At 63.5% G+C, this 21,198-nt stretch carries 24 protein-coding genes; 12 read left to right on the forward strand and 12 right to left on the reverse strand.

Going from position 1 to position 21,198, the window contains the following annotated elements:
- Nucleotides 1-567 precede the first annotated feature (567 nt).
- Nucleotides 568-2,838 (forward strand): DNA topoisomerase IV subunit A, encoded by a 2,271-nt coding sequence (parC, locus tag H3Z74_RS05610; RefSeq protein ID WP_187762965.1) that lies wholly within the window; start codon nt 568-570, stop codon nt 2,836-2,838.
- A gap of 127 nt (nt 2,839-2,965) precedes the next feature.
- Nucleotides 2,966-4,621, forward strand: a complete 1,656-nt coding sequence (locus H3Z74_RS05615) for a putative bifunctional diguanylate cyclase/phosphodiesterase (protein WP_187762966.1) — start codon at nt 2,966-2,968, stop codon at nt 4,619-4,621.
- Here H3Z74_RS05615 and H3Z74_RS05620 read toward each other — a convergent pair.
- From H3Z74_RS05620 to H3Z74_RS05635, 4 genes are all read right to left on the reverse strand, one after another.
- A complete protein-coding gene (locus H3Z74_RS05620; RefSeq protein ID WP_187762967.1) occupies nt 4,597-5,805 on the reverse strand; it encodes a CCA tRNA nucleotidyltransferase in 1,209 nt (402 codons plus the stop codon). The two genes, H3Z74_RS05615 and H3Z74_RS05620, sit on opposite strands and share 25 nt — an antisense overlap.
- The gene (locus H3Z74_RS05625; protein ID WP_187762968.1) at nt 5,793-6,395 is read right to left on the reverse strand and encodes a CoA pyrophosphatase; all 603 of its coding nucleotides are present in this window, start codon (nt 6,393-6,395) and stop codon (nt 5,793-5,795) included. Before H3Z74_RS05625 ends, H3Z74_RS05620 begins: the two co-directional genes overlap by 13 nt.
- Nucleotides 6,392-6,958: a DUF1285 domain-containing protein gene (locus H3Z74_RS05630; RefSeq protein WP_187762969.1), complete on the reverse strand. Its 567-nt coding sequence runs from the start codon at nt 6,956-6,958 to the stop codon at nt 6,392-6,394. Before H3Z74_RS05630 ends, H3Z74_RS05625 begins: the two co-directional genes overlap by 4 nt.
- A 65-nt stretch (nt 6,959-7,023) precedes the next feature.
- The gene (locus tag H3Z74_RS05635) at nt 7,024-7,530 is read right to left on the reverse strand and encodes a GNAT family N-acetyltransferase (protein ID WP_187762970.1); all 507 of its coding nucleotides are present in this window, start codon (nt 7,528-7,530) and stop codon (nt 7,024-7,026) included.
- A gap of 152 nt (nt 7,531-7,682) precedes the next feature.
- On the opposite strand from H3Z74_RS05635, the gene H3Z74_RS05640 reads away from it, so the two are divergent.
- Together H3Z74_RS05640 and H3Z74_RS05645 are read left to right on the forward strand one after the other, a co-directional pair.
- A complete protein-coding gene (locus H3Z74_RS05640) occupies nt 7,683-8,054 on the forward strand; it encodes a dihydroneopterin aldolase (protein WP_187762971.1) in 372 nt (123 codons plus the stop codon).
- A complete protein-coding gene (locus tag H3Z74_RS05645) occupies nt 8,051-8,392 on the forward strand; it encodes a Rossmann fold domain-containing protein (RefSeq protein WP_187762972.1) in 342 nt (113 codons plus the stop codon). Before H3Z74_RS05640 ends, H3Z74_RS05645 begins: the two co-directional genes overlap by 4 nt.
- A gap of 28 nt (nt 8,393-8,420) precedes the next feature.
- Here the strand turns inward: H3Z74_RS05645 and H3Z74_RS05650 are convergent, their stop codons facing one another.
- Nucleotides 8,421-9,245, reverse strand: a complete 825-nt coding sequence (locus tag H3Z74_RS05650) for a hypothetical protein (RefSeq protein ID WP_229726916.1) — start codon at nt 9,243-9,245, stop codon at nt 8,421-8,423.
- 260 nt (nt 9,246-9,505) lie between these two features.
- On the opposite strand from H3Z74_RS05650, the gene H3Z74_RS05655 reads away from it, so the two are divergent.
- From H3Z74_RS05655 to H3Z74_RS05675, 5 genes are all read left to right on the forward strand, one after another.
- Nucleotides 9,506-10,174: an energy transducer TonB gene (locus H3Z74_RS05655; RefSeq protein WP_187762973.1), complete on the forward strand. Its 669-nt coding sequence runs from the start codon at nt 9,506-9,508 to the stop codon at nt 10,172-10,174.
- 79 nt (nt 10,175-10,253) lie between these two features.
- The gene (locus H3Z74_RS05660) at nt 10,254-11,024 is read left to right on the forward strand and encodes a MotA/TolQ/ExbB proton channel family protein (protein WP_187762974.1); all 771 of its coding nucleotides are present in this window, start codon (nt 10,254-10,256) and stop codon (nt 11,022-11,024) included.
- A 127-nt stretch (nt 11,025-11,151) separates the two neighbouring features.
- The gene (locus H3Z74_RS05665; RefSeq protein ID WP_187762975.1) at nt 11,152-11,637 is read left to right on the forward strand and encodes an ExbD/TolR family protein; all 486 of its coding nucleotides are present in this window, start codon (nt 11,152-11,154) and stop codon (nt 11,635-11,637) included.
- A gap of 28 nt (nt 11,638-11,665) precedes the next feature.
- The gene (locus H3Z74_RS05670; protein WP_187762976.1) at nt 11,666-12,094 is read left to right on the forward strand and encodes an ExbD/TolR family protein; all 429 of its coding nucleotides are present in this window, start codon (nt 11,666-11,668) and stop codon (nt 12,092-12,094) included.
- A gap of 164 nt (nt 12,095-12,258) precedes the next feature.
- A complete protein-coding gene (locus H3Z74_RS05675; RefSeq protein ID WP_187762977.1) occupies nt 12,259-12,618 on the forward strand; it encodes a tetratricopeptide repeat protein in 360 nt (119 codons plus the stop codon).
- A gap of 498 nt (nt 12,619-13,116) precedes the next feature.
- On the opposite strand, the gene dcd is transcribed toward H3Z74_RS05675, so the two are convergent.
- Nucleotides 13,117-13,671 carry a dCTP deaminase gene (dcd, locus tag H3Z74_RS05680; RefSeq protein WP_187762978.1) on the reverse strand — a complete coding sequence of 185 codons (555 nt, stop codon included), beginning with the start codon at nt 13,669-13,671 and terminating at the stop codon, nt 13,117-13,119.
- Between the two features lie 113 nt (nt 13,672-13,784).
- On the opposite strand from dcd, the gene H3Z74_RS05685 reads away from it, so the two are divergent.
- Entirely contained in the window at nt 13,785-14,060 is a 276-nt protein-coding gene (locus H3Z74_RS05685) for a metal/formaldehyde-sensitive transcriptional repressor (protein WP_187762979.1), read from the forward strand.
- A gap of 10 nt (nt 14,061-14,070) precedes the next feature.
- Nucleotides 14,071-15,054 (forward strand): CDF family Co(II)/Ni(II) efflux transporter DmeF, encoded by a 984-nt coding sequence (dmeF, locus tag H3Z74_RS05690; protein WP_187762980.1) that lies wholly within the window; start codon nt 14,071-14,073, stop codon nt 15,052-15,054.
- A gap of 33 nt (nt 15,055-15,087) precedes the next feature.
- Here dmeF and H3Z74_RS05695 read toward each other — a convergent pair whose 3' ends face one another.
- The 3 genes from H3Z74_RS05695 to H3Z74_RS05705 are packed head-to-tail and all read right to left on the reverse strand — an operon-like array spanning nt 15,088 to nt 16,716.
- Nucleotides 15,088-15,540, reverse strand: a complete 453-nt coding sequence (locus H3Z74_RS05695; protein ID WP_187762981.1) for a cytidine deaminase — start codon at nt 15,538-15,540, stop codon at nt 15,088-15,090.
- Nucleotides 15,537-16,232, reverse strand: a complete 696-nt coding sequence (locus H3Z74_RS05700; RefSeq protein ID WP_187762982.1) for a GH25 family lysozyme — start codon at nt 16,230-16,232, stop codon at nt 15,537-15,539. The genes H3Z74_RS05695 and H3Z74_RS05700 overlap by 4 nt, the downstream gene beginning before the upstream one ends.
- 1 nt (nt 16,233) lies before the next feature.
- Nucleotides 16,234-16,716: a UPF0262 family protein gene (locus tag H3Z74_RS05705; RefSeq protein WP_187762983.1), complete on the reverse strand. Its 483-nt coding sequence runs from the start codon at nt 16,714-16,716 to the stop codon at nt 16,234-16,236.
- 166 nt (nt 16,717-16,882) lie between these two features.
- Here H3Z74_RS05705 and H3Z74_RS05710 point away from each other — a divergent pair, with 166 nt between their 5' ends.
- Nucleotides 16,883-18,385 carry a replicative DNA helicase gene (locus H3Z74_RS05710; RefSeq protein WP_187762984.1) on the forward strand — a complete coding sequence of 501 codons (1,503 nt, stop codon included), beginning with the start codon at nt 16,883-16,885 and terminating at the stop codon, nt 18,383-18,385.
- A gap of 15 nt (nt 18,386-18,400) precedes the next feature.
- On the opposite strand, the gene H3Z74_RS05715 is transcribed toward H3Z74_RS05710, so the two are convergent.
- Genes H3Z74_RS05715 through H3Z74_RS05725 form a run of 3 tightly spaced genes read right to left on the reverse strand, consistent with a single transcriptional unit; the run spans nt 18,401 to nt 21,198 of the window.
- Nucleotides 18,401-19,156: a phosphoadenylyl-sulfate reductase gene (locus H3Z74_RS05715; RefSeq protein ID WP_187762985.1), complete on the reverse strand. Its 756-nt coding sequence runs from the start codon at nt 19,154-19,156 to the stop codon at nt 18,401-18,403.
- Nucleotides 19,149-19,574, reverse strand: coding sequence for a DUF934 domain-containing protein (locus H3Z74_RS05720; RefSeq protein ID WP_187762986.1), 426 nt, complete (start codon nt 19,572-19,574; stop codon nt 19,149-19,151). The genes H3Z74_RS05715 and H3Z74_RS05720 overlap by 8 nt, the downstream gene beginning before the upstream one ends.
- Entirely contained in the window at nt 19,567-21,198 is a 1,632-nt protein-coding gene (locus H3Z74_RS05725) for a nitrite/sulfite reductase (protein ID WP_187762987.1), read from the reverse strand. The genes H3Z74_RS05720 and H3Z74_RS05725 overlap by 8 nt, the downstream gene beginning before the upstream one ends.

Below are 21,198 nucleotides of genomic sequence, written 5' to 3' on the forward strand. Positions count from 1 at the left end.
ATGGACGCCCGCTGTTGGGGGCGGTTCAACTGACCTGAATGTCTGCCTTGGGGCTCTGGATACAGCCGCCAGCTGAACGAATGGCGGCCTCCCGAACTCGTCACCCGAAGGCCGTCAGTCGGCAAACGGCCAGATAGCGAATTAGCGCGCTGCGGGGCGCCTTGCGCCATGGGTCATCAAATATTCCATCTATCTCATTGAATATACAAAGATATATTGCAAATCACTGCGCACGCCACACCGGAGATATGTTACAAAAGGGGTGTAACATATCTCTCCGGTCGTCACTCCCGATCCTTCAGCATTGCCGTTGAGCGGATCGCTTCACATCACGACATCACGCCCGGATGACGCGCCGGGGATATGGTACAATCCGGTGTAACATATCTCCCCTGTTCCATGCCTCTCCTCCCGGTCCCACGCCCCACACACGGCACGATTCAACCGCGCTCGAACCCCCGCTATTCCATCAGCCATGGGAAACCCGCGCGCCAACCTCAAACCCGCTGACGCCCGTCCACCGCTGCACTCTCGCCACCGCCGATCCGCGCTGCTATCGGCAAGGGGATGACCAGCGATGTGACCGACGCCGTGCCGGATGAATTCCCGGATGCCTTCAACGCCATTGTCGATGCGCCCTTCGACAGTGCGCTGTCCGATCGCTATCTCGTCTATGCGCTGTCCACGATCACCGCGCGCTCGCTGCCCGATGTCCGCGACGGGCTGAAGCCGGTGCATCGCCGCCTGTTATGGGCGATGCGGCTGCTCAAGCTCGATCCGGCACAGGGCTACAAGAAATGCGCCCGCGTCGTCGGCGATGTGATCGGCAAATATCATCCGCATGGCGATCAGTCGGTCTATGACGCGATGGTCCGCCTCGCGCAGAGTTTCGCGATGCGCTACCCGCTGGTCGACGGGCAGGGCAATTTCGGCAATATCGACGGCGATAACGCCGCCGCCTATCGCTACACCGAGGCGCGGCTGACTCAGGTCGCGATCGACATGATGGACGGCCTCGACGAGGACGCCGTCGATTACCGCCCGACCTATAATGGCGAGGAGCAGGAGCCCGAGCTCTTCCCTGGCCTGTTCCCAAATCTGCTCGCCAATGGCGCCGCCGGCATCGCGGTCGGCATGGCGACGAGCATCCCGCCGCACAATGCCGCCGAACTGTTCGACGCCGCGATCCTGCTGATCGATCAGCCCGGTGCGACCGATGCGCAGGTGCTGGAGCATGTGAAGGGCCCGGATTTCCCGACCGGAGGCCTGGTCGTCGACAGCGCTGCTTCGATCGCCGAGGCCTATGCCACCGGGCGCGGCGGTTTCCGCGTCCGCGCGCGCTGGGTAATCGAGCGCGAAAAAGGCGGCGGCTGGAACGCGATCATCACCGAGATTCCGTACGGTGTGGCCAAGGGCAAGCTGATCGAGCAGATCGCCGGGCTGATCAACGACAAGAAGCTGCCGATCCTCGCCGATATCCGCGATGAATCCGACAGCGAGATCCGCATCGTCATCGAACCGCGCAGCCGCACGGTCGATCCCGACATGCTGATGGAAAGCCTGTTCCGGCTCTCCGACCTCGAAAACCGCGTCAGCCTCAACCTCAACGTGCTCGATTCGCGCCGCACCCCACGCGTCATGTCGCTGCGCGAGGCGCTGCAGGGCTGGGTCGAGCATCAGTTCATCGTGCTGCAGCGCCGCACCGCGCACCGGCTGGGCAAGATCAGCGACCGGGTCGAGCTGCTCGACGGCTATCTCATCGCCTATCTCAATCTCGACCGCGTGATCGAGATCATCCGCACCGAGGATGAGCCCAAGCCGGTGATGATCGCCGAATTCGGCCTGACCGATCGCCAGGCCGAGGCGATCCTCGACATGCGGCTGCGGCGGTTGCGCAAGCTGGAAGAGATGGAGATCCGCAAGGAGCGCGACGGGCTCGAGGCGGAGAAGACCGGGCTCGAACTGCTGCTTGGCAGCGATGCGCGGCAGCGCACCCGGCTGAAGAAGGACATGGGCAGGCTGCGCGAGCGCTATGGTCCCGATACATTGCTCGGCAAGCGCCGAACCACCGTCGAGGAAGCCGCGCCGGCGCGCGACATTCCACTCGAGGCGATGATCGAGCGTGAACCGATCACCGTGATCATGTCGCAGCGCGGCTGGATCCGCGCGATGAAGGGCCATGCCGACGAAGCGACCATCGCCGCGCAGAAGTTCAAGGAGGGCGACGGGCCGATGTTCGCCTTCCCGGCGCAGACTACCGACAAGATCCTGCTCGCCGCCGAAACCGGCCGTTTCTACACGCTCGCGGCCGACAAATTGCCGGGCGGGCGTGGCTTCGGCGAGCCGGTGCGGCTGATGATCGACCTCGATGGAGAGACCGGCATTGTCGGCCTGTTGCCGGCGAGTGCTGCGGAAAAGCTGATCGTGGCAGCAACCGATGGCCGCGGCTTCGTCGTGCGCACCGCCGACACCATTGCCGAGACTCGCAAGGGCAAGACCGTGGTCACGCCGCGCATCGGGGCGAAGCTGAAGGTCGTGCGGCCGGTGACGCCGGGCGCCGACTATGTCGCGGCGATCGGCGATAATCGCCGCCTGCTGGTGTTTCCGCTCGCCGAACTGGCCGAACTGGCGCGCGGGCAGGGGGTACAGCTGCAGCGTTATGGTGATGGCGGCTTGTCCGATGCGACGACGTTCGTCTTCGCATCGGGGCTGAGCTGGCCGATGGGCGGCGACACCGGGCGCGTTCGCACCGAGACCGATCTCGCTCCCTGGCGCGCGGCGCGCGGCGCGGCGGGACGGATGCCGCCGACGGGCTTTCCGCGTGACAATCGCTTCTGATCGAAACGTTCGTAAAATAAGTCAATTTTCAGCGGGCTTTAACGAAGTTGGGTTAGGCGCTGATCCAATGGCGCTGACAAAGCCTCTCAACCTGTTCAAACCGAAGCAGCCGGAGGCCCCGGCGGCGATGGCTACTTCTGTCCCCGCGCTCGACATGGCGGCGGCGGCGATCAACCTGTTGCCGATCCCCGCCGCGCTCGTCGCGCACCGCGAAGGCCAGTTTCTGCTGCTGACCGTCAATCATCCGTTCCGGCTCGCCGGCCTCGGCACCACGCCTGAACAATCGCCTTTCATCGCGCATATCGGTCAGCGCCTTCAGGCCTTTATCGATGGCGACGCGCTGCGGGAGGAATTTCCATGGGAATTCGGCGACAGCGTCGATTGCCGTTATTATCGCGTGACGCTCGCGCGGCTGGCACGCAACGACGAACGCCGCTGCCTGGTGACTTTGGTCGATCACACATCGGAACTGCGCACCGAACATAATCTGCGGCGCGAAATGATGACCGACAGCCTGACCGGCCTGTCGAATCGCGCCGGCTTCTCCGATCGGCTCGAAGCGCTGATGGCGGATGAGGAGCAGCGCGCGCGCTATGCCGTGCTGGTGCTCGATCTCGATCGCTTCAGCCGGGTCAATGCCTGTCTCGGGTCGATGGCGGGTGATGAATTGCTGATCACCGTGGCGCGTCGCCTGAAGGGCGCGCTTCGCGCACATGACATTCTCGCCCGCACCGGCGGGGACGAATTCGGCATATTGCTGACGCTCGAAGAGGGGCCGGCCGATGCCGATCATGTCGCGCGCCGCATCCAGAGCGCGCTCGCCACGCCGTTCCGCCTGTCGGACTTCGAGATTCGCGTCGCCTGCTCGATCGGCATCGCCTTTGGCTCGTCCGAGGTCGAGGATGCGGAGGAGCTGATCCGTCACGCGCAGTTCGCGGTGAAGCGCTCCAAGGTCAGCGGCCGGGCCGAGGCGTATCAGACTCAGGCGTTCGACATCGCGCGCGAACAGTTCGGCATGGAAACCGCGCTGCGCCGCGCGATCGAGAATGGCCTGATGCGCCTGACCTATCAGCCGATCTGCGATCTCGCGACCGGGCGCATCGTCTCGTTCGAAGCGCTCGCGCGCTGGACCGACGAGGACGGCGTGCAGCATTCGCCCAATGATTTCATTCCCGTCGCGGAAGAATCCGGGCTGATCGTCCCGCTTGGTCGCTGGGCGATCGAGGAAGCGGCGCGCACCTTGGCCGGCTGGGATGAGCAGGCCGGTGGCGATTGCGGCGTCAAGCTGGCCGTCAACCTGTCGGCGATTCAGCTGCAGCGCGACGCGATCGCCCCCGTCGTCGAACGGGCGCTGTCGCTCAACGGCCTTGCGGGTTCGCGCTTCACGCTGGAACTGACCGAAAGTGCGCTGGTCACCGATCCGGATCGGATCGCGGCGATCATGCATGCGCTGAAGAGCCTGGGCACGACCATCGCAATGGACGATTTTGGTACTGGCTATTCGAATCTGGCCTATCTTCAGAAGCTGCCGATCGACATCCTCAAGATCGACCGCAGCTTCATCACCGGCATGCTGGCCGATCGCGACAAGATCGCCATCGTCCGCGCGATTCTCAGCCTGTCCCAGGCACTGGGCATGAAGACCACGGCGGAGGGCATTGAAACCAACGAGCTGGGCCAGACGCTGGCTGCGCTCGGTTGCACCTATGGCCAGGGCTATGTCTATGCCCGGGCGCTCGAGGCCAATGCGGCCTTCGCCTATCTGGAGGCGAGCGCCCACTGAGCGACCGTCATGTCGGCGATCGCCGTCACGCGCGCCGCATCGGGAAAGCCTTCGGCAATCCATTGCTCTTCGACAAGGCGGAGCAATTTCGCGACATCCGGCCCCTTGCTGACCCCGCGCTCGACCAGCGCGCCGCCGGTCAGCGGCAGGGAGGGCGCGCTCCAGTCGGCCAGGTGAGCAAGGTCTTCAATCGGGCGATTGGACAGCAATATCCGGTCGATGGCGAGTGTGGTTCCCATCCGGTAGGACATCACCTCGGCCGGTTCATCGCCGATCGGTTCGACCGCGCTGATCAGGCGCCGGCGATCCGCCTTGGACAGTTTGAGCCGCGCGCCGACATCTTCGGCGATTGCCGTATCGCGCGGCAGCAGCGCCGCCAGCCGCCGGATCGCGGCAGGGGCGATCGCTGCGGCGGATTCACGCGCCGCCAATGTCGTCAAACGGTCGACCCCCGCGCGATCGATTTCGGGCAGGACGGGCAGGAAAATGCCGCGATCGACCATCAACGCGACCACCCGTACGGCATGGACGGCGACCAGCAATTTGACGAGTTCGGCGGCAATGCGCTCGCGCGACAATGCCATCAGGTCATTGGCGCGCGCCGCGCAGGCCGCGAGACCCGCGTCGTCGGGTTCGTCGCCGAACCGCGCATGGAAGCGGAAAAAGCGCAGGATGCGCAAATGATCCTCGGCGATCCGCTGCAGCGGGTCGCCGATGAAGCGCACGCGTTGCGCCGCCAGATCGTCCTGCCCGCCGAAATAATCGAACAGCTCTCCGGTCAGCGGGTCGGCATAGAGCGCATTCATGGTGAAATCGCGCCGCGCGGCATCTTCGCGCCAATTGTCGGTAAAGGCGACGACCGCATGCCGGCCATCGGTCGACACGTCGCGGCGCAGCGTGGTCACCTCGACCGGCGATCCGTCGGGCAGCACTGCCGTGATCGTGCCATGCGCCAGGCCGGTCGGGATCGCCTTGATGCCCGCCGCCCTCAGCCGGTCGAGCACATCGTCGGGGGCAAGCGGCGTAGCCAGGTCGACATCGGCGACATCGATGCCCAGCAACGTATCGCGCACCGCGCCGCCGACGAATCGGGCATTGCCGTCCGCTGCGCCGAGAATGGCGCACAGCCGGTCAAGGCCGGCGCGTGCTCGCCACGCCGCGTCGGGCAGGGTCACGCGCTCCATCGCAGCCGCCGTGACAGATTGACGATGATCGCGGCGGTCGCGCCCCAGATACGGCGGCCGTTCCAGTTGATCTCGTAATAATGCCTGTTGCGTCCCTGCCATTCGGTGGTCGCTTCGACATGATTGGCGGATTCGAGCAGATAGCCGAGCGGCACCTCGAACACGTCGGCAACCTCGGCGGCATTCGGCACCAGCACCAGATCGGGCGGCACGACACCGATCACCGGGGTCACGTCAAACCCCGTCACCGTACGATAGCGATCCGCCGTACCGATCACCGTCACCCGGGCGCGGGGCAGGGCGATTTCCTCTTCGGCTTCACGCAGCGCCGCGGCGATCGCATCCACGTCACCCGAATCGATTCGTCCGCCGGGAAAGGCGATCTGGCCGGCATGGCGGCGCATCGTGTCGGGGCGCTGGGTGAGGATGACTCCCGGGTCGGCACGGTCGGTCACCGGGATGAGCACCGCGGCGCGCGCCGTGCCCGTGGCCGAATCGAGCTCGGGATCGCGGTGATCGCCGGTCAGCAGCACGGTGTCGGTCGCGTTGCCCGTATCCAGGGCGTGACGTAGCCGTTCGACAAGACTCATGCGGCCGGCTCCAGCGGGAAAAAAGCGCCATCGCTCCAGATGCCGGGCGGCGAATCGCCGCCGGACAACGCGATGGCGGCGAGTTCATAATAGACTGGCCGCGCGACCAGCGCATCCAGCCCGCCACGGACGTGGAGATAGGGACGGGGCCCGTCCTCGCGCGTTTCGAAGCGCAGCGGATGATCATGGCCAGCCGTCACCAGATCGCCGGTATTGAGCCGAAAGGCGAGTCGGGCAGCATGCCCTTCGCCTTCGGCTTTCATCTCGACCGCGACGAACGGCGCATCCTCGACTGCGATGTCGAGTTTCTCGACCGGGGTGACCAGCACATAGCTGCCATCTTCCTCGCGCCGCAGGATCGTCGAGAAGAGTCGCACCATCGCCTGCCGCCCGATCGGCGCCCCCTGGTGAAACCAGGTCCCGTCGCGTGCGATGCGCATCTCGCTGTCGCCGCAGTGCGTCGGATTCCAGCGATCGACGGGCGGCAGCTTATTTTCTTCGGCGAGGCGCGCGATATCGGTCAACGACAGCGAGGCGAGATCCGGAACGGGGGGCATCGGCATGGAAGAAGCGGTAGGCCAGCCCCGCGCCCCGGTAAAGCGCAGGCGACAGTATAAGGGAGCAAGTGTCAGGCAAGGACGCGCGGGCCCAGCGACCCTGTACCGGTCGGTACCCGGTCCCCTCGCGACAGCAATCGCGCGCGTTCAACCGGACCGGGTACACGCCAGCCAGTGGTGCGCTCGGCGGAAAATCCGAAGAAGCGGCTATAATATTCGGGATCGCCGATCAGCATCAGCGCATCTGCTTCGCCGCGCGCATCGGCGGTTTCCAGCGCGTGGCGCATCAGCATCCGGCCGATTCCGTCGCGCTGCCGCGCCGGTTCCACCGCCACCGGCCCGACCATCACCATCGACACGAGGTCGCCGTCATCGCCGGTGAACAGAACCGGCCAGCACTGGATCGTGGCGATCAGCGCACCCGTGTCGAACGCAGCGAAGCTCAACGCGGGGAGGGCGGGTATGCCGTCGCGGATGCGATAGGCGGTTCGGCCATGCCGGTCCGTGCCGAACGCGCGGTCGAGCAGCTGCTCGACGGCATCGTTGCTGACCTCGGCAATGGGCACGATCTCGATCACGGTTCTGCTCCTGCCCGCGCATTTTTTCACGGGGCCGCGCGCTGTAGGAGCTATGCAGCTGAACGCAAGAAGAATGAGCCGGAAAGACGCGTGGCTTTCGCGCAGCGCGGCATCTGCTATGGCGCGCGCTTCCGCCAGTGAAAGGGCCGCGCTTGGACGACAGTCTCAGCCTCGAAGTACATGATCTCGACGTTCAGGTGCTGACAGGAATCTATTCCGAGGAGACGCATCTGCCGCAGCCGCTGCGCATCTCCATGACCGTCGATATCGATTGTCCGGATCGATTCGCCGCGGATACGCCGCTGCACGCGTCGAAAAACTATATGGATCTGCGGCATGCAGCGACCACCGCGCTCCCCGATGGCGTGCATTTCACGTTGATCGAGGGCGTGGCCGATCATATCGCCGAGACGCTGTTCCTGCAGGACAAGCGCGTGTCGAAAGTCGTCGTGAAGATCGTCAAGCTGGCGATCGCCGAAGCAGGCGAATCGATCGGCATCACGTTGACGCGCCACCGGCGATGACCGCAGCGCCGGTACCCGGCGATATGCTGTCTGCCGTTACCGCTGCGGTCGATTCGGCCTGGATTCTCGCTGCGACTGTCCCGATCGGGGACGTGGTGGAGGCAGTGCGGCGCTCGTCGGCGGCGATGATTCTCATCCTCGCCGGGCCCGAATTGAACCCCGTCGATCGCGCGGCGCTGATAGCCGCTATCGGACCGCTGGCGGTAGAACTTGCTCCCGGGCAGCGAATCGGTGCGCTCGATCTGACCCGGGAAGCGTCGATTGCGGACGGCGTTGCCGCGGCGCGGTTCCTGTGCGAGGCCGAATCGACGACCGGTCAGGTACTGCGCATCGCTTGAGAGTATTGCAGCGGGCGGGCCAATAGGTTCAGCGGCCTGAACCCCGGTCGCATCGGCCGAGCGCTTCGATGACGAACTGATAATCTTCCCGCGCGATCGCGGCGTCTTCCCCGTCTTGCGCGGTATTCGGCAATGCTGCCGGCAGGGCGCAGGCCAGCCGATACCATAGCAACGTGTCGCGAGCCGGCGGCGGCGCCGCCTGTTCCACCACATCACTCAGCGACACCGACCAGCGGCGCTGCTCGCCCGGGCGGCGTGTGATGTTCAGCGAGACGGGGCGGCTGTCTGCAGTAGTCAGGAAGATCTGAGTCTCCCCCTCGCCGGGCAAATTGCCGGGCGTATGAAAGGCATTGCCGATGCCGGTGACCGTGGGGGGCGCATCGACCGCCAGCGTTTCGGTCGTGATACGTCGGGTCAGCTCGTCGGCTCCCGGAGTCCAGGCGCGCTGGGCATCGGGGCGGACCAGCTGAATCTGTCCGGCCGTGCCGGCCACCGCACGAGCAAACAACAGGACGCGGAACTTGCGCAGGTTGGGCAATTTGCCACGCGAATCGATCGGCACGTCGAGCACATACCCAATCCGGGGCGGCAATGGTGCACTGCTCCGAATCAGTGCCTGAACATCGGCCTGCACGTACAGGCGGGCAAAGCCTTGAGGGACGGTTAACGCCTCCGGCCCCTTGATTCGCGTCGTGCTTCGGACGGCCGCATCGACGATTATCGGGGCCGCCAGAACCAGGTCAGCGAACACCGCGTAAGGAGGCGGTGGTACCGGCAGAGGCGCTTCGACGCGCGCTCGCTCGCCGGCGGATTTGCGCTGCGCATTGGCGGAAATGGGGGCGATTGCGGCCAAAATAAGGGCTGCACCGCATACAATAATTGGAACTCGAACCATGGCTTTACGTTACGCGATCGGGCCCGTTTTAGACAGAAATAATTCTGTCGCGTTCCGATTGTACGTTTGTTGCGTCCGACAAAGCGTTTGCGTCGTAGTTTCCCTCACGATAGAGGTTTGGTCTGCCTGAGGATACAATAGCCCATGGCGGACGGGGAACGATCGCTTTGCGGATCGTCACACCCGAACTGACCGGGACAGAGGAGTGTCGTTTCTGAATGTCGTATGCTGACCAAAGAATGAGCGGTAGCAAGGTGGTCGCGATCGTTATCGTCGCGCTCATCCATGCCGTTATCGGGTACGCCTTCGTCACCGGCCTCGCGTATCAGTACGTGAAGAAGGCGGCGGAAAAGCTCAATACGTTTGACGTGGAAGAGCCACCCCCCCCGCCACCGGACGAACCGCCACCCCCACCGCCAGACACGCCCCTGACGCCGCCGCCGGTCGTATCGCCGCCGCCGATCGTCAACGTGCCGCGCCCACCCGTGGTGATGCAGACGGTGACCACACCGCCGCCGGCTGCGCCAATGGTGCCGATTGCTGCACCTCCGGCACCGCCGCCACCGGCACCTGCGCCACCGCGTATCGCCGTTCCAGTGACGCCGCGCGGTAACCAGGGCGATTGGTTCCCTCAGGATTCCTATCCTGCGGCAGCCCGTCGCGCCGAGGCCGAAGGCCGCGTCAGCGTCCAGGTGACCGTGGATACACGAGGTCGCGTTTCGGCCTGCCGCGTTACCTCATCGAGCGGAAATTCCGACCTTGATGAAGCGACGTGCCGGCTCGCCACGCGTAACGGCCGGTTCAACCCGGCCAAGGACGCAAATGGCACGCCGATCGAATCCACGACCTCCATCCGGGCGGTCAAGTGGCAGATCGAAGACCGATAGTATAACCGACGCCCTCGGTGACCCCGGGGGCGTTCGGTCCAGTTTCAAGATTTTGACTGATTGAGAGGGAAGTACCGCAATGTTGACTACCATTCTTGCCGCAGGCGCGGCACCCGCCGCCGGAAACAACCCGTACGGCTTCTGGGAAGCGCTCGAGCAGGGCGGCGTCATCGCCTGGTCGGTGTTTTCGATCCTGGCGTTCATGTCGATCGTCTCATTCTATATCCTGTTCACCAAGCTGTTCGAGCAGCAGAAGATCATCAACCAGGCACGACGCGTCCGCGCCAATTTCTGGAGCTCGAACTCGCTGCGCGAAGGCGCCGCCAAGCTCGAGAAGAACTCGGCCTATCGCCAGATCGTCGATGACGGCCTGCAGGCACAGGACCAGCACGCGCAGCTGACCGATCCGGTCGAGGCGCATGACTGGTTGCACGGTTCGCTGGCGCGTTCGGAAGCTTCGATCAACTCGAAGCTGGGCGGCGGTCTCGCCTTCCTCGCGACGGTTGGCGCTACCTCGCCGTTCATCGGTCTGTTCGGTACGGTTATCGGCATCTACCGCGCACTGATCAAGATCGGTGCGGCTGGTCAGGCGTCGATCGACGCCGTCGCCGGCCCGGTCGGTGAAGCGCTGATCATGACCGCACTCGGCCTCGCCGTGGCGGTTCCGGCCGTGCTCGCCTACAACTTCCTGCAGCGCCGCAACAAGTCGATCGCGGAAGACCTCAGCGCCTTCTCGAACGATGTGCTCGGCTTCCTCGCATCGAACGGTGCGGTTCGCCCGGTCGTGACGTCGCGCAAGGCTGCTCCCGCCAAGCCGGCTGCTGCAACCACGGCCGCTCCGGCACGCTGAGAATGACGGTTCGGGGCCGCTTCGTGCGGCCCCGAACCTTTGCGGTCGCCCCCGAGGGCGGCTGCTATAAGCAAGCCTCGCCGGGAACGATCCGGTGACGGGATTGAATGGATAGGGATAGCCCTCAATGGCAATGAGTGTTGGCGGCGACAAAGCCGCCGAAAAGCCGATGTCGGACATCAACACGACCCCGCTGGTGGACGTGATGCTCGTGCTGCTGATCATCTTCCTGATTGCGATTCCGGTCGCGATCCAGGCGATCAAGCTCAAGCTGCCCGATGTGCGGTACGATCCGACGACGACCAAGCCTGAGAACGTGTCTCTGTCGATCACGACCGACAAGGAAGGCCGGTGCGCAGTGTATTGGAACCTGTCGCGTGTGACGCATGAGGAACTGCTCACAAAGGCGGTTGACAAGCTGACGGCGGAGATCAAGCGTCAGGGTGGCGTTGGCAACCCGGATCTCGAGCTTCCCGAAGCGCACATCCGCGGTGACGTGAACGTCCCGTATCAGTGCATCGGCGGCGCGATCTACACGATGCAGATGGCAGGCTTCGCAAAGGTCGGCTTCATTTCCGAACCGCCGGCGGGTGGCAGCGTTCAGCGCCTGTAACGGTCGCGAGATTCAGGAGTAATATAGCATGGCAATGAGCGGCGGTTCCGACGACGGTGAACCGATGATGGAAATGAACACGACGCCGTTGATCGACGTCATGCTCGTGCTCCTCATCATGTTCATCATCACGATCCCGATCCAGACTCACGCGGTGAAGGTCGACCTTCCCGTAAATGATCCGAACTCGGTGACTCAGCCGATCGACCCTGAAAAGAACAAGGTCACGATCGATCCGGCAGGTGTCGTCGCGTGGAACGGAACTCCGGTCGACACCGTCACGCTCCAGCAATATCTGGAGACGACGAAGACGATCAATCCGGAGCCTGAACTCCATTTCCAGCCCGATCCGCAGGCACGCTATGCCAAGGTCGATGAGGTTCTGGCAGTGGTCAAGCGTTCGGGCGTGAGCAAGCTCGGCTTCATCGGCAACGAGCAATATCGCAACGATTTCTGATCTCGCATCAGCCATCGCGATACGGAACAGGGCGGCCTTAGGGTCGCCCTTTTTCGTTTCGGTACTCCCGCGGCACAACCCTTGCGAATGTTTCACTAAAGTGACATACAGATGTCATAAAAGTGCAACCATTCCGAAATGGAAGTGTCACGAGGAGAGTCATGATGCGTATCGCCTTTCGCGCGCTGATCGCTGCGGCTGCACTGGTAGCGCCCGCCATGGTCCAGGCTGCCAGTGAGGGTCGCAATGGATCGGCAGAGATCATCCGCGGCGACTATGTCACTGCGGAGCAGACATTGGTCGACCAGCGTCGTCTGTTTCCCGATCACTCCGATCTGACGCTGAATCTGGCTGCGGTCTATCAGCACGCGGGCCGCATCAGCGAGGCTCGCGCGTTGTATCGCGACGTCCTGCGTCAACCCGACGAGAAGGTCGATCTGGCGAACGAGCGGACTTTCTCGGCACATCAACTGGCGACGATCGCGCTTCAACGTCTGGAACGCTCACAAATCACCGCGCGCTAAGTTCGACGCGATCTCGCCCCGCGAGATCGCAGGGCGATATTGCCAGTGCATCGAGCCTTATCTCAGGGGGCGTGGGCCGCAACTCCGTCATGCGTGAGGCTATTGTGCCCATAATGCCGCGGCAATGTGTTTTCCGAAACTGAGAAGGAGCGCGCCGGTATCAGTCCGGCCAGCGCTGACATGCGCGATCCCTGGTTAGGGTTGAATCGCTGCCGCAGGGAAGAACGACGGGAGATATGGGACACCGCTATGTCGCATATCTCAAGCTGCGGTTTCAGCCACGGGTTTATAGAATATCTTTGAATAGCAGATACTAAATCAACATAGGCGGCCGGGAGAGGCAATGGGTGCGAAGCGCGCAGAGAGGCGGGAGCATCGGGCATTATCGATCGCCGATCGGCTTCCCATATCAGATTTCCTTCTGACGATTTCTCGATATGGCTTCGCCCACCCAATCTCCACTCGGCGCAAGCGGGGCGGGTTTTTACGTTTGGCGCCCTAGATTTTGGGCAGTGTGACGCCGCGCTGCCCCATATATTTGCCTGCGCGATCAGCATAGCTCGTCTCGCATGGCTCATTGCCTTGCAGGAAAAGGAACTGGCATGCGCCTTCATTGGCGTAGATTTTTGCCGGTAGCGGGGTGGTGTTGGAAAACTCCAGGGTGACATGGCCCTCCCAGCCGGGTTCGAGCGGTGTCACATTCACGATGATCCCGCACCGCGCATAGGTCGATTTGCCGAGGCAAATGACCAGCACGTCGCGCGGCACCCGGAAATACTCCACGGTCCGCGCCAGGGCGAAGCTGTTGGGCGGGATGATGCAGACGTCGGTCTGCCGGTCGACGAAGCTGTTCGCCGCGAAATCCTTGGGATCCACGATGACGCTGTCGATATTGGTGAAAATCTTGAACTCATCCGAGACGCGCGCATCATAGCCATAGGAGGACAGGCCGTATGAAATGCATCCATCGCGTTTCTGGCCATCGACGAACGGCTCGATCATGCCGTTGTTGAGGGCTTGTTCGCGAATCCAGCGGTCCGACAGAATCGACATGCTTCTACTCTCCTGATCACCAAGCTTTCGCGGGAATGGGCGGCGTGGGCAAGGGGAGAAGGACATGGTCATGCCATTGCTGAGAGCGGGATATTAGGGTAGGGGGGTATCCTATGGCTCATCTTACGAAAGATAATGAGGCGCTGACCAATCGCGTCAAGCGCATCGCCGGACAGGTCGACGCAATCGATCGCGCCCTTGCCAGTTCGGCAAGCTGTGCCAGTATCCTGCATCTTGTCGCCGCCACACGGGGCGCGATCAACGGGCTGATGGAGGAAATCATCGACGCCTATCTGCGCGAACATGTCGCGGGTCCGGATCTGTCCGACACGGCTCGTGCCGAGGGTGCCGATGAGCTCCTGGCCGCCATTCGACGCTACGCGAAATAAGGGCGCAGCCATGTCAAAGCTTGATAGCTCGATGCGGTGCCACGCCCCAGTGCCGCTCGCGGCCAGCCATGATCGCAATGCGCGGCGCACCCTGTGGGTGGTGATATTGACCGCCGTGATGATGGTCGGCGAGATTGTCGCGGGCTATATCACCGGGTCGATGGCACTGCTGGCCGATGGTTTCCATATGGCGACGCATGCCGGCGCACTGGGCGTTACCGCTGCCGCCTATGCCTATGCCAAACATCACGCCGAGAGCGGCCGCTACAGCTTCGGTACCGGCAAGGTCGGCGATCTGGCCGGATTCACCTCGGCGCTGATCCTCGGCCTGGTCGCGATCGGCATCGGCGTCGAATCCGTCGTTCGGCTGGTGCATCCGGAAAAGGTCGATTTCGGCGACGCGACGTTCGTCGCTGTGCTCGGCCTGATCGTCAACATCGTCAGTGCGATATTGTTGTCCGGCGATCACAATCACGGGCCGGGCGGCGATCACGGCCATGCTCACGCGGACCATGACCACGATCATGCACAGGCTCATGGTCACGCCCATCACGGGCATCATCACGCCCATGGCCACGACAATAATATGCGTTCGGCCTATATCCATGTGCTTGCGGATGCGCTGACCTCGGTCCTGGCGATCGGCGCGCTGCTGGCGGGGCGGTATCTCGGCTGGGTGTGGCTCGATCCGGCGATGGGTGTAGTCGGTGCGCTGGTCATCGCGCATTGGTCACACGGGTTGTTGCGCGACACGGCGGGAATCCTGCTTGACCGTAGTGATGCGCAGCTCGCTGGCCGTCTGAGCGCCGCGATCGAAGGCGCAGGCGACGTCACCATTACCGACCTGCATGTCTGGCCGATCGGCGCCGGCTGCCATGCCGCGATCGTCACGGTGGCCTCGACGCCGATCCTATCCGCGGAGGTGATCCGTACCCGGGCGGTGGGTATAAAAGGCATCCGGCATCTGACGATCGAGTGTGCCGGCCCCGCCTGATCCGGTTGCAGGCGCCCCCGGGAGGGACGTGCCTTATTGAAGGTCGCGAGGGCCGAAGGCGTGCGGCAGCAAGTCGGACAGCATATGCCGGTCGACGGCATCGCCTTCGGCCGCGCCGCACCAGACGACAATATCGCGGTCACCGACCTGCGCCGCCTCGTTGATGACCTGACGGCAGCGTCCGCACGGGCCCACTGGGGTCAGGCCACGCGCGATCCCTTCCGCGTCCATCGCGCCACCGATTACCCCGATTGCCAGCACATCGGCGAGACGCCCGGCGCTGCTGACCGTCGCCAGTGCCACGGTTTCCGCGCAGAGCGACAGGCCATAGCTGGCATTCTCGAAATTGGCGCCGGTCACGACGCTGCCGTCGCTCAGCAGCACGGCGGCGCCGACACCGAACCGTGAATAGGGTGCATAGGCCCTGCGCGCTGCTTCACGCGCGGCGGTGATCAGGCGATCGCGTATCTCGTCGGTCAATATCATGGCGCCACCACGTTCCAATGGATCGGTCCTTCGACGCCGTCGATGCGCCGCATGTCGCTTGCCTGCCACATCCGCCAGGGCCGGTCGGCATAGTTGGGCGGGAAGAAATTCTGCATCGCCCAGACCGGGCGCGGAATGGCGCTGGACAGGCGATAGGTCACTTCAACCTGCTGGGAGAGCTTCAGCAGGATCGGTGTGCCGGTATGCGATTCGACCATGGTGATGAAGCGCTTGACCTCGCTGATCACCACGTCACGTTCGGGGCGCGCCGGGCAATCTTCGGAAAAATCCATGTAGAGGGCGGCGGGCAGGGCGTCGCTCGCGCGCGGCACGGTGGTGTTGAAATTGTTCGCCTGGTCCGCGGCCAGGCGGCAAAAGGACCAGACATGAATCGCGCCGCGGCGGATACCGCTGGCATAGGTATCGGTCCAGTTTTGCGCGAAGCGCTGGTCTCGCCCGTCCGCGCCCATCGTCGCACGCAGATAGCCGAAATCAGCGCCGCTCGCCATGACGCTGGGCCACAGGATCGGCCCTTGTGCCTCGCTCACGTCCACGCCCTGGAAGGTATAGCTGCTGTCGGAGGGCCGCCAGCTGATCGCAAAGGTCCAGATGATGATCCCGCTCAGCCCGAGGATGATCGCCCCCGCACCGGTACGGCCGATACGACGACCCAAAAGGCGCAGGCTCACCATGTCAGCCCTTGATGTGCAGAACGCAGATCAGCGTGAACAGCCGACGGGCGGTGTCGAAATCGATTTCGATCTTGCCCTCCAGCCGTTCCTTCAACAGCTCGGCCGCCTCGTTATGGATGCCACGCCGCGCCATATCCACAGTCTCGATCTGGGTCGGTGTCGCGTTACGGATCGCCTGATAGTAGCTGTCGCAGATCGCGAAGTAATCCTTGATCGGCCGCCGGAAACGACCGAGCCCGAGGATATAGGTTTCGAGATGCGTATCGTCCTCGCGGTTGATCGCTATCGCCAGCCGACCTTCCTCGACCGCCAGCTCGATCTTGTACGGGCCGGCATAGTCGTCGGGATAGGGGCGCTGCGGCGCGAAATGATTGCCCTCGATCAGATCGAAGATCGCGATGCGGCGCTCCTGTTCGATATCCGCGGATCGCCACAGGATGGTGCGTTCGTCGAGGTTGACGGCTATGATGCGCGGATCGGACATTGTGACTGCCCTATCGAGGATAGGCGCAGGGGACAATGCGCCCGATCAATTGGTATTGATCGATCACCCGGCCAATCGCAGCGATCCATCAGGCCGTCCCCGTAATCCACAGCCGCTTTGTCACAAGCGGCTTGAGAGACGAGATGAGGGGACTATGACGTCCGATATGGCCACCATCCTTCCTTTGCCCACGACACCCGAATCGACGTCGCTTCCCCAGAATGTCGAGGCCGAAGCGGCGATGCTCGGCGCGATGATGATCGACAACCGTCTCGCCGACGACCTGATCGACACGCTCGAACCCGAGCATTTCTTCGAACCGCTGCATGGACGCATTTTCGCCGCGATCAAATCGGCCCGTGGCAACGATATGCTGGCGACGCCGGTGACGTTGCGCCCGATGTTCGAAGCGGATGAGGGCATGAAGCAGCTTGGTGGCCCGGCCTATCTCGCGCAATTGACCGGCAGCGGCGCTGGGCTGATCGGTGCGCGGCAGTTCGCCAAGCAAATCTACGATCTTGCCATGTTACGCACGCTGGTGACGGTCGGGCGCGGACTGGTCGAGCGCGCGCTCGACACGTCGGAAGAGGTCAATCCGCGCGGCCAGATCGAACTGGCCGAGGAAGAATTGTTCAAGGTTGCGGCTGAAGGCGGGAGCGAGAGCCAGATCAAGAGCTTCGCCCAGGCGACCACCGCGGCGGTCAAGATGGCGCAGCGCGCACTCAATTCGGGCGGTAACGTCTCGGGCGTCACGACGGGGCTCGACACCGTCAATGCAAAGATCGGCGGCATGCATCATTCGGATCTGATGATCCTCGCCGGCCGGCCCGGTATGGGCAAGACTTCGCTTGCCACCAACATCGCCTTCAATGCCGCACGCCGCTATATGCGTGATCGCGAGGATGGCCTGACCCATGCAGAATCGATCGGCGCGAAAGTCGCCTTCTTCAGCCTGGAAATGTCGGCCGATCAGCTGGCGACGCGTATCCTGGCGGAACAGTCGCGGATCAGCTCCGAATCGCTGCGCATGGGCAAGATCAGTCGCACGGAATTCAACCAGCTGGCCGCCGCCGCCGCCGACCTCGAGAATTTGCCGTTGTTCATCGATGACACCGCCGGTTTGACCATCGCTGCGCTGCACACACGCATGCGCCGGCTGCAGCGGCGGCATAATAATGAGATCGGCCTGGTGGTGATCGACTATCTGCAATTGCTGACCGGATCGGCCAAGGCATCGGGTGACGGGCGCGTGCAGGAAATCTCCGAGATCAGCCGCGGCCTCAAGACGCTGGCCAAGGACATGAACGTGCCGGTGCTGGCCCTGTCCCAGCTCAGCCGCGCAGTCGAACAGCGCGAGGACAAGCGGCCGCAGCTGTCCGACCTTCGTGAGTCCGGCTCGATCGAGCAGGACGCCGACATGGTGTGGTTCGTGTACCGTGAAGATTACTACCTGGCGATGCGCGAGCCGGAGCATCCCAGCTCGACCAGCTCAGCCGAAGTACATGAAAAGCATTCGAAATGGTCGCTCGCCTATCAGGATGCGGCGGGCCTGGCCGAACTGATCATCGGCAAGTCGCGTCACGGCGCGACCGGCAAGATCACGCTGCGCTTCGAACCCGAGATCACGCGGTTCAGCGATTATATTGGCGAGACCACCTATTCGAACTGAAGCGGCAGCCCGGTCCTAAAAGACCGGCTCTTCGCCTGGTTTTTCAGCGACATGGATGCCGCATTCGACCTTTTCCCAGCCGCGCCAGCGCCCCGCGCGCGGGTCTTCGCCCGGCTGGACCTTGCTGGTGCAGGGCGCGCAGCCGATCGACGGATAGCCTTCGGCCTCGAGCGGATGATGCGGCAGCTGATGTTCTTCGAAATAGGCGTTCAGCGCTGCCTTGTCCCAATCCGCAAGCGGGTTGAGCTTGAGCCGGCCCTCATCCTCCTCGAAGCGTGGCATGGCGATGCGCGTGCCGGCCTGGAAGCCCTTGCGGCCCGAGATCCACGCGTCGAACGGCGCAAGCGCGCGGCGCAACGGCTCGACCTTGCGCAGGTCGCAACAGCCGTCTGGGTCGTAGGACCAGCGCAGGCCGGTCTTGTCCTTCGCCGCGAGCAGGCGCGGATCGGGACGGAACACGCGCAGGTCAGTGAAGCCGAGCTGTTCGGACAGCGTGTCGCGATAGGCGAGGGTTTCGCCGAAAATCTTCTGCGTGTTGACGAAGATCACCGGGATATCGCGGTCGATGCTCGCGATCAAATGGAGCAGCACCGCGCTTTCCGCGCCGAACGACGACACCGCCGCGACGCGGCCGAGCAGCTCGCCGGTGAGCAGTTCCTCGAGCATGGCGCGCGTCGATACGCCCGCGAAGCGCGCGTTCATCGCCGCCGCATCCGCCTTGGTGAACGGCGTCACATCGATCAGGTCGAGTTTGCGCACGGCTTCACCCATGCCGCAGCTTCCATACCGGCACCGCGCCATCGGCGGCGGTCTGGTAGAATTGCTTGTAGCGCGTGAGCGATGCCTGGGCGGTCGCTTCATCGATCTCCGCCTCGGGTGCGAAGCTGTCGAAGCCGCAACGGCGCATATAAAGCAATTGATCGACCAGCACGTCGCCCTGCGCGCGCAACTCGCCGGTATAGCCGGCCTCGCGCAGAATGCGTGCGGCCGAGTAACCACGCCCGTCGCGGAACGACGGGAAGCTGATCTCGACCAGCCCGATCTGGCCGAGGTGCGGGATCAGCGCGCGGGCGTCATCGCCCGCTTCGATGCGCACGGCGGTGGCGTTGGTCTGGCCGAGGAACGCCTCAAGCGTCACGGCGGGTTCGTCGTGCGCGGCGTCGTCGCGGAAGCGCAAGATATTATCCATAAAGCGCCTCCTTGAACGGATCGAGGCCGACGCGGCGATAGGTGTCGAGGAAGCGTTCGCCATCCTCGCGCGACGCCAGATAGACGTTGGTGACTTTCTCGACCGCATCGACGATGCCGTCCTCGTCGAAACCGGGGCCGGTGATACGTGCGAGGCTCGCATCTTCCGCGCCCGAGCCGCCGAGCAGCAGCTGGTAATTCTCGGTGCCTTTCTTGTCGACGCCGAGAATGCCGATGTGACCGGCATGGTGATGGCCGCAGGCATTGATGCAGCCGCTGATCTTGAGCTTCAATTCGCCCAGCTCGCGCTGCCGGCCGAGATCGGAGAAACGCTCGGCAATCTTCTGCGCGATCGGGATCGAGCGGGCATTGGCGAGGCTGCAATAATCCAGACCCGGGCAGGCGATGATATCGCTGATCAGATCGAGATTGGCGGGCGCCAGGCCGGCCGCATCGAGCGCTTGCCACACGGTATAGAGATCGGCGGTGCGGACATGCGGCAGGACGATGTTCTGCGCATGCGTCACACGCAGCTCATCGAACGAATAGCGCTCGGCGAGGTCGGCCATCAGGTCGATCTGGTCGGCGCTGGCGTCGCCCGGGATGCCGGCGGTCGGCTTCAGGCTGATATTGACGATCGCATAGCCCGGCTGCTTGTGCGGCTTGACGTTCTGGTCGAGCCAGACCGCGAAGTCGGGATCGCTGCGGTCGGCCGCGACACCGTCATCCGCAACGAAAGCGGGTGGGGCGAAGAAGGCGCTGATGCGGTCGAATTCGGCCTGGGGCGGATCGATGCCGAGCGCCTTGACGAGCGCAAACTCCTCCTCGACCTGGCGGCGATATTCGTCGGCGCCGAGTTCGTGGATCAGGATCTTGATCCTTGCCTTGTAGATATTGTCGCGCCGGCCATAGCGATTATAGACGCGCAGGCACGCCTCGACATAGCTGAGCAGGTCCGCAGCGGTGACGAAATCCTTGATCTCCGGCGCGACCATCGGCGTGCGGCCCATGCCGCCGCCGACGAAGATGCGCCCGCCGAGCTGTCCGTCGCGCTCGACCAGCTGGATGCCGATATCGTGCAGCCGCATCGCCGCGCGATCCTCGTCCGCGGCGATCACCGCGATCTTGAACTTGCGCGGCAAATAGCTGAATTCGGGGTGGAAGGTGCTCCACTGGCGCAACAGCTCGGCCCAGACGCGCGGATCGGTGACTTCGTCCGCGGCGGCGCCAGCATATTGGTCCGACGAGATGTTGCGGATGCAATTGCCGCTGGTCTGGATCGCATGCATCTCTACCGTGGCGAGATCGGCGAGGATGTCGGGCGCGTCCTCCAGCTTGATCCAGTTATACTGGATGTTCTGCCGCGTGGTGAAATGGCCGTAGCCGCGATCGTACTTGCGCGCGATATAGCCGAGCATGCGCATCTGGCGCCCGTCGAGCGTGCCATAGGGCACCGCGACGCGCAGCATATAGGCGTGCAGCTGCAGATACAGGCCGTTCATCAGCCGCAGCGGCTTGAACTGATCCTCTGTAATCTGGCCGGCGAGACGGCGCTTCACCTGGTCGCGGAATTCCTCGACGCGGGAATCGACGATCGCCTGATCGTAAGTGTCGTACTTGTACAT

It is taken from the genome of Sphingomonas alpina (assembly GCF_014490665.1).
In the GTDB taxonomy this organism is placed as follows: domain Bacteria; phylum Pseudomonadota; class Alphaproteobacteria; order Sphingomonadales; family Sphingomonadaceae; genus Sphingomonas; species Sphingomonas alpina.

Excerpts from the sequence above, each read along its gene's own strand:
- parC (WP_187762965.1), top strand. The coding sequence starts at position 568 with ATGACCAGCGATGTGACCGACGCCGTGCCGGATGAATTCCCGGATGCC.
- H3Z74_RS05615 (WP_187762966.1), top strand. The coding sequence starts at position 2,966 with ATGGCTACTTCTGTCCCCGCGCTCGACATGGCGGCGGCGGCGATCAAC.
- H3Z74_RS05620 (WP_187762967.1), bottom strand. The coding sequence starts at position 5,805 with ATGGAGCGCGTGACCCTGCCCGACGCGGCGTGGCGAGCACGCGCCGGC.
- H3Z74_RS05625 (WP_187762968.1), bottom strand. The coding sequence starts at position 6,395 with ATGAGTCTTGTCGAACGGCTACGTCACGCCCTGGATACGGGCAACGCG.
- H3Z74_RS05630 (WP_187762969.1), bottom strand. The coding sequence starts at position 6,958 with ATGCCGATGCCCCCCGTTCCGGATCTCGCCTCGCTGTCGTTGACCGAT.
- H3Z74_RS05645 (WP_187762972.1), top strand. The coding sequence starts at position 8,051 with ATGACCGCAGCGCCGGTACCCGGCGATATGCTGTCTGCCGTTACCGCT.
- H3Z74_RS05655 (WP_187762973.1), top strand. The coding sequence starts at position 9,506 with ATGTCGTATGCTGACCAAAGAATGAGCGGTAGCAAGGTGGTCGCGATC.
- H3Z74_RS05660 (WP_187762974.1), top strand. The coding sequence starts at position 10,254 with ATGTTGACTACCATTCTTGCCGCAGGCGCGGCACCCGCCGCCGGAAAC.
- H3Z74_RS05665 (WP_187762975.1), top strand. The coding sequence starts at position 11,152 with ATGGCAATGAGTGTTGGCGGCGACAAAGCCGCCGAAAAGCCGATGTCG.
- H3Z74_RS05670 (WP_187762976.1), top strand. The coding sequence starts at position 11,666 with ATGGCAATGAGCGGCGGTTCCGACGACGGTGAACCGATGATGGAAATG.
- H3Z74_RS05675 (WP_187762977.1), top strand. The coding sequence starts at position 12,259 with ATGCGTATCGCCTTTCGCGCGCTGATCGCTGCGGCTGCACTGGTAGCG.
- dcd (WP_187762978.1), bottom strand. The coding sequence starts at position 13,671 with ATGTCGATTCTGTCGGACCGCTGGATTCGCGAACAAGCCCTCAACAAC.
- H3Z74_RS05685 (WP_187762979.1), top strand. The coding sequence starts at position 13,785 with ATGGCTCATCTTACGAAAGATAATGAGGCGCTGACCAATCGCGTCAAG.
- dmeF (WP_187762980.1), top strand. The coding sequence starts at position 14,071 with ATGTCAAAGCTTGATAGCTCGATGCGGTGCCACGCCCCAGTGCCGCTC.
- H3Z74_RS05695 (WP_187762981.1), bottom strand. The coding sequence starts at position 15,540 with ATGATATTGACCGACGAGATACGCGATCGCCTGATCACCGCCGCGCGT.
- H3Z74_RS05700 (WP_187762982.1), bottom strand. The coding sequence starts at position 16,232 with ATGGTGAGCCTGCGCCTTTTGGGTCGTCGTATCGGCCGTACCGGTGCG.
- H3Z74_RS05705 (WP_187762983.1), bottom strand. The coding sequence starts at position 16,716 with ATGTCCGATCCGCGCATCATAGCCGTCAACCTCGACGAACGCACCATC.
- H3Z74_RS05710 (WP_187762984.1), top strand. The coding sequence starts at position 16,883 with ATGGCCACCATCCTTCCTTTGCCCACGACACCCGAATCGACGTCGCTT.
- H3Z74_RS05715 (WP_187762985.1), bottom strand. The coding sequence starts at position 19,156 with ATGGGTGAAGCCGTGCGCAAACTCGACCTGATCGATGTGACGCCGTTC.
- H3Z74_RS05720 (WP_187762986.1), bottom strand. The coding sequence starts at position 19,574 with ATGGATAATATCTTGCGCTTCCGCGACGACGCCGCGCACGACGAACCC.
- H3Z74_RS05725 (WP_187762987.1), bottom strand. The coding sequence starts at position 21,198 with ATGTACAAGTACGACACTTACGATCAGGCGATCGTCGATTCCCGCGTC.